The following is a 13866-nucleotide window of genomic DNA, read 5'->3' on the forward strand; positions in this document are numbered from 1 at the left end:
GGGTTTACGTGCTATGTCCTTTATCCAGTCTGCTTTGTAGCTTCTATGTCACCCCTTCAGATGCAACATTTTAGCTGTCTCAGTCCAGTAGGGTGCGTTATAGCCAACGCTTAACGCACCGATAAAAATGGTGCGTTACGGCTAATTTTCATTATCTTAAAGCCTCAAATCCTTTCACAGCCATGACACACCCTACTGGCGTGGCAAGCCTAAAGTTGTGCATTAGATTTATTTATTGGAAGGCGCTAAAGCGCAATTACAAACATTTTTTATTGCAACATTTTAGCCTTGCCACGCCACTACTGAATATTTACTTTATAAATAGGCTCTAAAGTTGGAACTCTAAGATAAAGAATCTAAATCTAGAGCTTGCATACCACGGCGCTCTGCAAATTCCAGCATACTTCCTAATTGTAACCAAAGTAGCAAACAAGTCAGTAAACCAACTGGTAAGCCCACTCCTAAAGCGAGGAGAGTGGGAAAGCCAAATATCTCGAAACCTGAGGAGAGAAATAGGCAAATACCACCAGTAATACCAATAAATGGCACAATGAGTTGTTTTAAAGAGGAACGCGGTTTAGTATTTTCTGACCGCGCACTTGGCCATTTCTGAACAATTACCTTTAGAGTACCAGATAAGGCTATGCCAGAAGTTAATGCTGTTAAAAAACCAACAAGTAGTAGGAAATATGGTGGATGCAGAGGGTAATAGTACATGAACACTCCTAATTTGTAAGAAAATTTAAAAGTAATTGGGCGTTTTTACTTGTTAGTTTTGACCTTGTACCCCATTACCACCAAAAGCAATAAAGGATGTAGCTTTTGGCAGAATGGCCGCTGCGCCTTCTCTAGATAACTCTGTTAACAAGCCGATCGCTACATTTAACAAACGATTTGGCTGTAAGTCATCTTTTACTAGGTTCCACAGGCGTTGAACTTCTTCTGTATGCAGACGGTCATCTTCAGTGAGGGCCAGCACCAATTGCTTACGGAGAAACTTACCTTCCTCAGATAGGAGAAATTGCAAACCCATCTGTGCTGTAGGCAAGACATCAAAGCTATCATCAGTACGCGCGATCGCAATCAAATTCTCTAACCGCTGCCACTGGAATTTACCATCTTTAAACAGCACATTTAGTAACCGTCGCCGTAATTCGGGAGATTCTCCTGTCAGCAACCGTCGTGCGATGTAAGGATAACCGACCTCAATAATTTTGAAATTAGGATTGAGGCTGAGAGCAATACCTTCCTGGGTGACTAGCGAACGAATAATCAAAGCAAACTTCGCTGGAACTCGGAAAGGATATTCGTACATCAATTCCGAGAACTCATCGGTAATCGTTTTGAAGTTAAAATCCCCAACGTTTTTGCCGATGGCGTTGCCTAACACTGATTCTAGTGCTGGCACAATTGGACAAATATTTGTGTCTGGTGTCAGAAAGCCCAACTTTACAAAGTCTGCGGCTAAGTCTAAGTAGTCTTTATTCACCAGATGCACTAAGGCATCAACTAGAGTTTCTTTGGTGGTTTCCTCCATTTGATCCATCATCCCGAAGTCTATGTAAGCCATCCGACCATCGGGCATGGCAAATAAATTTCCTGGATGGGGATCAGCATGGAAGAAACCGTATTCTAATAGCTGTTGTAAACCTGAGGTGACACCAATTTTGATGATTTCCTCTGGATCTAAACCTGCTTCGCGGATACTTTTCGTATCTGTTAGCTTAAAGCCGTTAATCCATTCCAAGGTTAAAACACGGCTATTGGTATAACGCCAATAAATACTCGGAACTTTGACACTGGGGTCATCACGGAAGTTATGTGCAAATTTTTCCGCATTGCGACCTTCATTGATGTAATCGATTTCCTCAAATAACTTGGTGCCAAACTCGTCCACAATTAAGGTGAGGTCGTGACCGAGATTGAGGGGTAACCAAGGCGCTAGCCAACTTGCTGCCCAACGTAACAGATACAGGTCACGTGTCAAAATTGGTCGTAAGTTAGGGCGTTGCACCTTCACTGCTACTTCTTCGCCACTGAGCAAGCGACCACGATAAACTTGGCCCAAGCTAGCCGCTGCTACCGGTTTAGGTGACAGTTCGGCAAATACTTCGTGAATTGGGCGATCGAGTTCAGTCTCGATAATCTGATAGGCTAGTACATTATCGAAAGCTGGCAATTGGTCTTGCAGCTTGATCAATTCTTCTAAGAAGTCTTTGCGTATCAGATCGGGCCTGGTCGATAGAGCTTGACCAACTTTAATAAAAGTAGGACCAAGGCGAGTGAGCAGTTCTCGTAACTGAGTGGCGCGTTTCCTCTTGTTCTGCTCTACTTGATTTTGCCATTCATCCCACTTCAGACTCAGAATAAATCCAGCAAAAGACCAGATAATTGTTAGTAAACGTCCCCACGCCAGCCAGGGACGGTAACTATAGTAACGAGCGATCGCGTCTGGATTGTAGCGCCTTAGCTGAGCAGATTGATACTGACCCACGCTTTTATTTGCCTCATCAACTGGGAAATTTACACTTTTTTTGTTGGTTTCCAACATTACTTGCTGATTGCAAGTACCGGATACCGATAGTTCTTATAAAACACAATAAAGATTTACCCATTTCTGGATAATTTTTGTGGCAATATTTCAGCCTACTTTACTGCTGAGTTTTTGTTATCTTTTTCTTAATTATACTTTAGAAAACTACAAATATTCCCTCTCTATAAGGATTTTGGGTATTTATGTAATATTAAACACATTTTAAAATGGGGTTTTTACTGCCGAAATAGTCAAGGTTGAATAGTTATTTATTTCCCTACACCCCTACTCCCTTACCTTATTCCTTATAGCCACTCCCCACCGTGGAAACGCCAACGTGGAAATATGATACGCATGAGGCTTTGGGAGGCAATGAAAACTGCTAGCCATACGATGCTGTAATGCAAGAGCAAGACTTGTGGTGGTAGTTCTTCTTTAGGTACGGGTATTGGTAAAAAGCCAAACAGTTTTACGCCACAGAAGAGGAAGATAAATTCCCAAATTCCTGCCAAGAGTTGATAAGCTGCGGGCCAGTCCCTATCCCAACGGAATTTTTGCAGATAGTTATAAAGTACATCCCAACCCAAGCCGAAGATAGCAACATAGGCAAGTATCCAGAAATAAACTGAGTTAGAGCCTGGCCCAATTAAACCTACTGCAAAAGGTAAAGAGACTAATACGCCTACAGTTACCAATAGTAATAATCGAGTTTGCCACCGACCAAATAAAGTTGGAGTCATAACAATGCTGAGTACTGAGTTTAATTGAGCTTTATCATACTCATATTAAAAAACTCCACAAGATTGTGGAGCTTTCCGTAAAAATGGGAAATATTGTTTAAATTGCTACGGGAGAATGATAGGTGGCAAGTGCTTCCCAATTGATAACATCCTCTAATAAAGCTTGATAGCCTATGGTGTTGGGGTGAAGTCCATCGTCACTGATGCGTTTGCACCTCCAAAGTTCACCGCGTTCTATCCATTGGTCGAAAATATCGAGATAGGGAATTCGGCGTTTATTGCAAGCAATTCTAGTGGCTTCTTTGTAGCGGTACTGATCGGCATGATTGTAGTAGAAGCAATCGAGAAATGGCATTTTGGTTTCATCAACTGGAACCATACCAACAAATACTACAGGGCAGAGTTGTTGTGCTTGTTCTAGTAGCTCGGCTATTTGCGATTCAAATAAAGCAAAATCTGTATAATTTCTTCCATTGGGACGCGCCAACCGCGCTGAATCATTTACCCCTACCGATAAAATAATCAAGTCGGGGACACGATTTCGCAGTTCACCTCGATGGCGAAATTCTACTTCTAGCCTTTGGGCAACTTGCTGGGTGCGATCGCCTCGTACTCCCAAGTTATAAAGAACATGACCAGTACTATCCGGTAACATCCACTGTCGCCGTAGTTGTTCGACCCAGCCTCCTTTGTCCGGATCGCCAAAGCCATATACTAAGCTATCCCCCAGTGCGATAATCTTCAAAGGCTGACAATGGTTTGGTGGTACAGACAGCTGCATTGAGGAAGGTCGCTCGAATGTTTGCATCTTAAAAAAGACTATATTTTATATCTTTACAAGATTCTATACATTTCTACACCATTACAGAGTATCTTTCTACTCTCTACCGTGGGAAGAGTTGATCAAGTAAGGAACTAAATCATCTTTGCGAGGCCAGTTGCGATAGAGAAAGCGAACTAGCAAAGGCAGTGAAATCAGCATGAGTACAATGCCAATCCACCAACTAGAACGTAATTGTTCTAAAAGGTTCGCTGCTGAAGTAGTAGTTTTTGAACCACTGGATAACAACCCCATTCCTACTGCTAGCGAATTGTTGAACGCATGGCAGGCGATCGGTACAATGAGCGTGCGGGTTTTGATATATAAAACCCCCATGATGATGCCGAAAAGGGTCAATCCCAGTACATTGGCGTGTAAAATTCCGAACAGCACCCCAGAAGCTACCAAGGCAGTTTGAATACCCCACTTACTTACCCAGCGCTGCAAAATAATACCTCGAAAGAGAAATTCCTCAGTAATTGGCGCGACTATTATGTATACGATTGCAGCCAGGAGATTATAAAACGGTGGTGAAGTAGTGCGAGCAGATGGACTGGTGGCAACTTGGCGCATAACACTTTCTACAAAAGTAGGCGCTGCCAATGATAGTAAATAAAATGACACCAAATAGGCACTGAGGAAAAACAGAATAATTAATAAGACTAACCCGACCATCGGCAGCCATTTATGCCTATTTGGTACTCGTCCTAGGACATATTTCATGTCAATTCCATAGCGGTCGAAGTCTTCTAGTGACCAAAGGCAAAGGAATCCAAAAATCAAAATATAGAGGATTAATGTTACGATTTGGGCGTTAAATTTGACAGCAGTAATTCCTTGAAGAACCCCTAAGGCAATACCAAAACCAAGTGATAATAGTAAACCCCGCACAAATAAATTACGAACTTTGAGCTTGAGGAATGGATTATGGGAATTATCGGGTTTCATAAATCAATGGTGGGCGATCGCCTATAGTTTTGTTAGCTGTCACCAAAACAGTTCTGAGTCAAGAGTACTGAGTTATCAGTTAAACCAGAAGCGCAAAACTCTGTACTTTCAAGTCACTGTTAACTGACTACTGTGCAATGATTTCATCTCCATTTTTGTCCACTCAGCACTCAAAACTTGGCACTAAGTGGGAGGCTGATTAAATACCCACTTCAACCACTGGCTAAAAGAACTTAGGGTATTCAAACGCTGCACTCCAGGGGCACGGGCAGCAGCAAGTCCATCAACGGCGACTAATGCGGCATACTGCAAGCCTAAGAAACTATCAACTGCGGCATAAGGACCACCGAGAGTAATTGCCCCAGCAGCATACATTTGACCTTTAGTATTACGCATTTCTACTAACTCAAAATTGTTCGCCACAACCAACCGCCCCAGGTGATTGAGTGGCAGATTGTAATGTTTCACCAAGTCATCTAAGAGGGGATTGGTCTGTACTTTGGCATCTAAGCCAGTGGCATCAACAATAAAGTCAGCCTCCAGTTTCATTTCTCCCAGACCCTTTTCGCGGATATGGGTAATAGTTCGGTTTTGGCTACCCTGTTCCACACCCAGCACTTCACCAAAAGTAATTTGATACCAGCCTTCTCTTAACCCTTGTTCGGTAATATACTGCCAGTCGTGGCGATCGGCGGTAGTAGTGCCACCCCAATCTGCTAGTAAGCTTTTGCGTTCATCGGGGCTAGCTTTTTCTAGCATTACCCGCAATTCACCGCCCCAACAAGCTTTAGGCCAGTTAAAGGGCTGGAATTCGTAATGATTTTTCACTAAGCGCGTGGCTTTTTGGAATTTGTTACCTTGGGGTTTAGGCGATCGCATTAAGTGCAAAACTGTAATATTCCGGTTTTTATTGCGCGCTTCATAAATTCGCTGCACAATCCGCGAAGCCACAATTCCCCGCCCTCGCAGTAACACAGTACCACCCTGTTGCTCTAGCTGCTGATAAACATGATCGTGTTCCTCATAAGCATTCACAACAGCTTTAAAGTCTTGATATTTTTCTCTATAAGCTTGTAAATCTGGCAAAAACTGAATGGCTGGATAGCCTGTTGCCAAGTGCAAATAACGTGTAATTAAAAAAGCATAATTTCTCGGACCGCGAGAATAGGCTACACAATATCTCCCATCCTCAGTTTTGCGAATTGCCCTAACTCGTCCATAACGATATATTTGTTGCCAGCCAATACGCTTTCCTTCCCGGTCGATGGAATTAAAAACATTACCTGCACGGGGAGTATAAGTATCTACAAATGTTGGTTCGGCAAACACCTGCCATAAATATTTGAATGCTGAGTTGGGCTTACCTTGAGTAAAGTCATGCCAAGCTTCTCTTAAAGCATAGCTAGGCCAGCCCCAAATGTTGTCAGGACAGGAGTCAGAATTAGACCTTAATCTTTCATATAAAGGAATTTGCGAATTCAAACAGAGGCGCTTATAACGGGCGTAAGGCTCTGCTTCTAATCCCAAAGCCACAATTTTGTCAGCACGGACACCACAAATCCGCAGCAAATCCGTCCAGATAAAGCTACCCAGCCCTGCCCCAATCGCAAGATAATCACATTCATCCACAGGTAAGCCTGTAGCGTGAAGCGCTTGCACAACCACCTGCTGTGCCTGAAATGCTGGTGGTGGAAAATTGCTTCCTAATGGTGTTATAGCCGGAGCAGCAGGCAAACTAGGATCTGGGAGATTGGTATTGGGATTAAAGTGAATTGTTGAAGGAGGGCTAGTAACTGGTGCAGGTGCGTTGATACTAAAGGTCACTGCGATCGTGTAGGGACCAATTTGTACCGTGTCACCGTTAGCCAAAACGCTGCGTGTTTGTCGTTGTCCGTTGACAAATACACCGTTGACACTACCTTGATCGCTCACTACTAGCTGGTTTTGTTCCCAATCAATTAGAGCATGGTAGCGAGAAACTTCATTACTATTCAGCAGCATTCGCGAGACACGCTCTCCCCTCAGTTCGCTTGGTAAGCGCACGAATTCTCGACCAAAAGCGATCGGTACACTTAATCTAGGTTCTCGTCGTTCTCCCGTAGCTGGATCGTCCCAACTTAATTGAATTTGTAAGTTTGTCATTTGTCATTGGTCATTTGTCATTGGTCATTTGTCCCCCCACACTTCCCACACTCCCCACACTCCCTTCCTCATCCCTTCAATGATTGGGTGCTACCAACACACTAACGGCTGCGGCTAAGGATGTTCCACACCAAGGACAGCCAACTTGCAGATTCTCAGGCGGAGAGACTTTATGACATTTGGAGCACTCTAAGCCATAAACTCCTGGTGGCGGTGCAGGGGATATTGGTGGATGCTGGTGATGTCTAATTTGCACCTGTGGCTGCTGGTTGATTGGTGGTCTAGTGGGATGGGTACTTCCTATTGGTGGGATTGGTGGTGTCAAAATTGTTGCCGGAATACTGTTAATGGAAACAGCGGTGACTTTAACTTCCATTTGACCTAAATGGATAATGCTGCCCTCTGTTAACGGTAATTCACCTTGGACTAGTTGTTGTCTATCAACTAATGGGGGATTTTGCGATCGCAGGTTTCGGATATAAAAGCGTTGCTGCTGGGGGTGAAAAAATATTTCTACGTGCAGACCGGATACTGTAGGGTTACTGACAACAATGTCGCACCGGAGTGGATCTCGACCGATGCGGACAGTGCCAGGATTTTTGCTTGGTTGTTGTTCGTAAATGTTCTGAGTTCTAGCTTGACCTGCATCGTGCCACTGTAAAGTTAGTGCATTCATCGTTCTAACTTAGTAACTTTTATATAGTTACTTCAACTCCTTTCTGTGCGATTCCTAACACGATTAGGCAGGAGCAAGCAAGTATTTAGAAAAAACTTCAAACAAAACAATATATCTCATCTTCGCTTTATCTCGAAGATGCTAACTTATCTGCAATGCGTGTAGTTTCTGGCAGTCTATATTTAGTTGTGCAACGCAATACGTAGTCAATTGCTGTAGGTAAACTAACTCGATGACCACTGGATATATACAAAGGCTTGACTCCTGTGCGCGTGCGTAAAACTGCACCAATTGTTTCACCCTTGTGTATTAGCGGTTGGTAGCTACCTTTTGCTTCTGGTACTTCGTCATACTTGCCAATTAATAAGGATTTTGCTACCCCAATTGTTGGCATATCTATAAGCAACCCTAGATGGCTAGCTATGCCAAGTCTGCGAGGATGAGCGATTCCTTGACCGTCACAGAGAATCAGGTTTGGTGTAATTTTAACTTTTTCTAGAGCATCAAGTACAGCTGGGATTTCCCGAAATGAGAGGAAGCCCGGAATATAAGGAAAAGTGGTAGGACGACGCGCTAGGGTAGTCTCAACTACTTGCAAGTGGGGGAAACTCAGCACGGCGACTGCTGCACGGCTAATCGTACCATCAGCTTCAAAACCCATGTCCACTCCCGCGACATATTGGATAGGTTCTTGCAGTTGATCTTCTGTAATTATCTGATTTCGCAATTTTTCTTGAATTGCGATCGCTTCTTCTAGGTTATGGGGCCACGCATGTTCTTGATAAATCTTCATATTTAAGTTTTGACTTAATAAAATTCAAAGGCTATATCGCCCGAAATCGCTATTAGCAATAGTTTATCTACTATTACCAGTAATTTATTTTTTTGTAACTTTTTGCTAAAGTTAAAGTGCCACCATTATTTATTTAACCTTAGTAATTATTTAATTAGATCTTTATTTAAAAAAATAGCTAGGTAAAACAACAACACAGATACTGCGAATGCTTTTTAATTTATTTATTACTTTGTGCGTGGAGTATTCTTATTGATTTTGGAATTATTTTCCGTCCTATCACGATTGTCAATTATGGAGAAAGAGGCGTTGCCATGAAGTTTGATAAAGCTCAATAGCGAGTTTTAGTCTCTCAGCTTATGGTTTGATAGTAAATGATATTTCTCTCTAGAGTTTGGCAAAGCTATTGAAGCGAAACAAATAGCTGAAAAAGAGGCTAAACAAGCAGAATTTATTGTTCAAAAAGTAACTCGAGAAGCTCAAGCATAACCACAAAGATTACAACGACAAATTTTAACGGCAGAGTTGTCGCAAAAGCAAGCGATAGAAAAAGGGGATGGACATTTTCCTATGGCTAAAAGTGGTAATAGTTCATTACCATTAATTAATATTAATCCTGGTAATTTCGCCAGTGGATATAAGAAACAGTAGTGTTTGATGTTGGCAAATATTACGAATATATTTTTTGTAGTTGTAGTGGATGATTATTATGGAAACCATCCATTACACCATCTGTTAACAGATTCTCATTTTAGAGACACATACTTCGGTAGTAAAGAATCCAACAAAGCATCAATACTACTATCAGATAGATCTGCAATATGTAAGACTCTTTCAGCTTTGTTAAAATAGCTGTTAATTGAGCGTTTATAGATTGGATCGTAATAAGAATCTAATAAATCTTGTACTAATGTTTCCCAAGCACCAGCATCAATGAACTGATACCACTGGCTTAATTTCTCCCAACCACAGCGATATTTAAGTTTCTCTAGTTTCTGTTTTAAAATATCGGGATGAGTTACTAAGTGATTGTATTCCTGTAAAAGAAAATTGACTCTAGCGGTTATCGGTAGTTGAATTTCTACATAACTAGCCTGTCTCATGTTCTTCCATAGAGACAGAGGCAAATAAATTTTCCCAATTTTGTTACTTTCTGATTCTATCCACACTGGCTGGTTAGGATCGAACTTTTGTAGTTTTTGTAATAGCAGAGTTTCAAAGTATTTTTGTGAAGGTTGGTATGCAAGTTTTCCTTGCAATTCTCCACCCAACAGAGAACCGCGATGATTCGCTAAACTTTCGAGGTCTAAAACTTGCGCGTTACGCTGACTCATCTTATCTAAGATGTAAGTCTTACCACTACCAGTTAAACCGCACAACATCCGATAAGTAAATTTTTCTGGCAGATGTTCTATTTGCTGGCGTACATAAGCACGATAAGTCTTGTATCCGCCATCAATGACAGTAACTCGCCAACCAATCTGCGTCAGTACTAAAGCCATGCTACCTGAACGCTGCCCACCCCGCCAGCAGTAAATCAAAGGACGGTAGTCTTTATCTTTAGCGGCAAAATGTTGACTAAGATGCTGGTAGATATTTCTAGATACTAAAGCAGCACCAATTTTTCGGGCAGTGAAGGGGCAAACTTGTTTATAAATTGTTCCGACTTCAGCGCGTTCGGCATCATTCAAGACGGGTAAATTAATTGCACCAGGGATGTGATCTTCGATAAATTCGCTAGGCGAACGAACATCAATGATTTCACTGTAATTTTCAGCCCAGGGCTGCCGGGTATATGTAACTAAGGGTGACATAACCTTAAAATTCTCACTTGATTAATTTTGACACTTCCACAACTTTAGTGGTGAGTTTTTATAATTAGGTGAATTTAAATAAATCTATGTAAACTGTCAAGAAAACACCGCAAAGTCAAAGGTGTTTATCTACAGGTGATGCTGGGATCAGGACAACTATAGCACTCCTATTTGATTTTTGAAGTTAGTGGTGGAGGTAGACTATAGGTAATAGATTTTTTTCTCATGTTTTATTTTTATGTCAGAGTAAAAATCATCAGTCATATTGATTGATAAGCTGAGCAAGAAAATCAACAATCAAACAAAAATCGGCAGTTTCAATAAAGTATCTATATTTTCCTGGGGAAGCTGAACTGTTATGGCTATCGGTGGAGCCTATGTTGCGATCGCCTACCAAAATCTATCAGCAGTCTTCAAACAGCTTACCGAATTTTAGTCATTGTATAGGTAATCGGGCGATCGCAGTAACAGGGGTCAGACCAATTCTTTAAATCACAATCATAAGTTATCCATTAATATAGCAATCCAATTTGATTTATCAACTTACTCATAAATTTAAGAAACGAGGAACAGATAACAGGAAAACCGGAAGTAAAAGAATAGTACTGCTTTGCAGAATTCAAAATTCAACAAGTCTTCCTAATTACATAGTACATAAATACTATGAAAAAGAGTGTACATCAACTGTGATGACTGGTGACAAGAAGCAGAGCTTCTACGCAGTTTTTATTCTTAATCTTGAGAATTCCTTTAACTGTCTCATTCACGACAGAATCCGACTTGTCCATAGTAAAATTGCAATTTTGAAATCAAGGCTGTTTTTAGTGGTACAAAATGAAAGTATGAAATGGTAAATAGCTCAGCAATGGCCTCTCAACAGAGTTGATGGTGCTGCCGTGATCGGAATTGTTATTGTTTCTCACAGTAAACAACTAGCGCTTGGTATACAAGAACTTGCGGCACAAATGGTTCAGGGTAAAGTCTCCTTGGCTGTTGCAGCAGGGATTGAAGATCCTGAAAATCCATTAGGTACAGATCCAATGCAGGTTTATGAGGCGATCGCCTCTATTTTTAGTAATGATGGTGTTTTGGTGTTAATGGATCTGGGTAGTGCCTTAATGAGTGCAGAAATGGCCTTAGAGTTCCTTTCGCTAGAACAAAGGGAAAAAGTCCATTTGTGTGAAGCACCTCTGGTAGAAGGTGCGATCGCAGCTGTAGTTGCAGCCGCAGCAGGTCATAATATTCAGCAAGTTATGGCGGAAGCACGGTCGGCATTAGTTGCAAAAGCTACTTTACTCGGAGTAGATAATAGTCAACCATCAGTTACTACCCCAACTCATACTGAATCATCAACCAAAGAAATTCGCCTAACTGTAAGCAATCGCTTGGGATTGCACGCCCGTCCTGCGGCTCAATTTGTCACTACAGCCGCTAAATTTCAAGCCAAAATCCAGGTACAGAATATTACCAAAGGTACAAATAAAGTCAGGGGTGACAGTATTAACCAAGTAGCAACTTTAGGGGTACGTCAAGGACACGAGTTAGTCATTACTGCTACTGGTGCTGATGCCGATCAAGCTTTGGCTGCTTTGGAAGCATTAATTGCCAATAACTTTGGCGAAGATGATTCTATTTTAGAATTAGCACCAGCCATAGAGAACCTTACCCCAGTAACTTCTGGCGAACTTTCAGGAATTGCAGCTTCCCCAGGAGTGGCGATCGCACCTGTGGTTCATTATCAACCTGCCTCTGTTACGCCTACAGAATACCAGGTAGAAAGCGTTGAAACTGAGTGGCAACGCTTACAAACAGCGATAGAAACTGCTAGACAGCAAATTCAGACATTATTTTCGCAAGCATCTATTCAAATTGGTGATGCAGAAGCCACGATTTTTGTTGCTCATCTGCTGTTTTTAGAAGATCCTGTACTCCTAGAAGCAGTTCGTCAGCGCATTTACGAACATCATCTTAATGCAGAAGTTGCTTGGCAAGCTGTTGTGGATGAGGTGGCTTCTAGCTACCACAAACTAGAAGATTCTTACTTGCAAGAACGAGTAGAGGATGTTGTCGATGTGGGACAACGGGTGCTGCGCTTGTTAACGGGGACAGCAGGAAATTTCTTAGAACTAGCTGAACCAGCTATTTTAGTGGCGACTGATTTAACTCCCTCGGACACGATTGGGTTAGATCCCAGCAAAGTCTTAGGTATTTGTACAACCTCCGGTAGTGCCACATCTCACAGTGCAATTATTGCCCGGACATTAGGAATTCCTGCCGTCTTGGGCGTAGATGCAGGGATATTGTATCTCGAAGATGGAACGATAATGGCACTCGATGGTGAGAGTGGTAAAGCTTGGGTACAACCAGAAGCAGATACTTTGACTGTCTTGGAAGCGAAGCGAGAAGCGTGGCAAACTACTCAACAGGAAGCACTAGCCAAAGCACATCAACCAGCAATTACCCGTGATGGTCGGCAAGTAAATGTGTTTGCCAATATCGGTAGCATAGCTGATGTTCAATTGGCTTTAGCTAGTGGTGCAGAAGGAGTAGGACTACTGCGTACAGAGTTCCTTTATATAGGTAAGACAAGTGCTCCGACGGAAGAGGAGCAATTAGAAGTATACCAGGCGATCGCACAAGTTTTAGATCAACAGCCGTTAATTATCCGTACCTTAGATGTCGGTGGTGATAAGCCACTGCCTTATATCAAGCCAGGAGTTCCAGAAACTAACCCCTTCCTCGGCTGTCGCGGAATTCGCTTCTGTTTGGAACATCCAGACTTATTTAAAACGCAGTTGCGGGCGATTTTGCGAGCCAGCACCGGACACAATATTAAGATTATGTTGCCGATGATTGCCACTATCACCGAGGTACGGGCAGCTAAGGCGATTTTAAACGAAGCACAAAGGGAACTTAGCCAAGCTGGTATTCCTTTTGATGCAGCGATGGAAGTAGGGATTATGGTCGAAGTGCCATCAGCTGTGGCGATCGCCGATCAATTAGCAGCTGAAGTAGACTTTTTTAGTATCGGCACAAATGACCTTAGCCAGTATGTCATGGCAGGCGATCGCAACAACCCCAGAGTCGCAAATTTAACAGATGCACTGCATCCAGCAGTGTTGCGGATGGTACAGCAAACAGTCCAAGCCGGTCATGGGGCGGGTATTTGGGTAGGATTATGTGGCGAACTCGCAGCAGATTCCGCAGCTACGGCGATTTTATTGGGTTTGGGATTGGATGAATTAAGCGTGAATCCTCAAGCGATACCGATATTGAAACAAGCGATCGCCCAATTAAGTATAGGTGAGTGTGAGGCGATCGCGGCTTCGGCATTACAACTAGATTCCGCCGAACAAGTCAGACAACTGACTGCATAATTCAAACTCTGCGTTCTCTGTGA

General features: G+C 42.4%; 10 protein-coding genes. 1 reads left to right on the forward strand and 9 read right to left on the reverse strand.

Annotated features, from left to right (window positions below; genetic code table 11):
- Positions 1–342 precede the first annotated feature (342 nt).
- From BV372_RS26335 to mnmH, 9 genes are all read right to left on the reverse strand, one after another.
- Positions 343–717 carry a hypothetical protein gene (locus BV372_RS26335; protein ID WP_086689447.1) on the reverse strand — a complete coding sequence of 125 codons (375 nt, stop codon included), beginning with the start codon at positions 715–717 and terminating at the stop codon, positions 343–345.
- 52 nt (positions 718–769) lie between these two features.
- Positions 770–2494 (reverse strand): AarF/ABC1/UbiB kinase family protein, encoded by a 1725-nt coding sequence (locus tag BV372_RS26340; RefSeq protein ID WP_086689480.1) that lies wholly within the window; start codon positions 2492–2494, stop codon positions 770–772.
- 344 nt (positions 2495–2838) lie between these two features.
- Positions 2839–3273: a hypothetical protein gene (locus BV372_RS26345; RefSeq protein WP_086689448.1), complete on the reverse strand. Its 435-nt coding sequence runs from the start codon at positions 3271–3273 to the stop codon at positions 2839–2841.
- A 97-nt stretch (positions 3274–3370) separates the two neighbouring features.
- The gene (locus BV372_RS26350; RefSeq protein ID WP_179198243.1) at positions 3371–4081 is read right to left on the reverse strand and encodes a GDSL-type esterase/lipase family protein; all 711 of its coding nucleotides are present in this window, start codon (positions 4079–4081) and stop codon (positions 3371–3373) included.
- Positions 4082–4150: 69 nt separating this feature from the next.
- Entirely contained in the window at positions 4151–5041 is an 891-nt protein-coding gene (locus tag BV372_RS26355) for a CPBP family intramembrane glutamic endopeptidase (protein ID WP_086689450.1), read from the reverse strand.
- A 183-nt stretch (positions 5042–5224) separates the two neighbouring features.
- Complete coding sequence (locus tag BV372_RS26360; RefSeq protein WP_086689451.1) at positions 5225–7183, reverse strand: FHA domain-containing protein; 1959 nt, start codon at positions 7181–7183, stop codon at positions 5225–5227.
- Positions 7184–7259: 76 nt separating this feature from the next.
- Positions 7260–7859: an FHA domain-containing protein gene (locus BV372_RS26365; protein ID WP_086689452.1), complete on the reverse strand. Its 600-nt coding sequence runs from the start codon at positions 7857–7859 to the stop codon at positions 7260–7262.
- A 127-nt stretch (positions 7860–7986) separates the two neighbouring features.
- A complete protein-coding gene (gene nfi, locus BV372_RS26370) occupies positions 7987–8652 on the reverse strand; it encodes a deoxyribonuclease V (protein ID WP_086689453.1) in 666 nt (221 codons plus the stop codon).
- Between the two features lie 746 nt (positions 8653–9398).
- The gene (mnmH, locus tag BV372_RS26380; RefSeq protein WP_086689454.1) at positions 9399–10466 is read right to left on the reverse strand and encodes a tRNA 2-selenouridine(34) synthase MnmH; all 1068 of its coding nucleotides are present in this window, start codon (positions 10464–10466) and stop codon (positions 9399–9401) included.
- A gap of 896 nt (positions 10467–11362) precedes the next feature.
- Here mnmH and ptsP point away from each other — a divergent pair.
- Entirely contained in the window at positions 11363–13843 is a 2481-nt protein-coding gene (ptsP, locus tag BV372_RS26385) for a phosphoenolpyruvate--protein phosphotransferase (protein ID WP_086689455.1), read from the forward strand.
- The last annotated feature ends 23 nt before the right edge of the window (positions 13844–13866 follow it).

Source organism: Nostoc sp. T09 (assembly GCF_002154695.1).
Taxonomy (GTDB): Bacteria; Cyanobacteriota; Cyanobacteriia; order Cyanobacteriales; family Nostocaceae; genus Aulosira.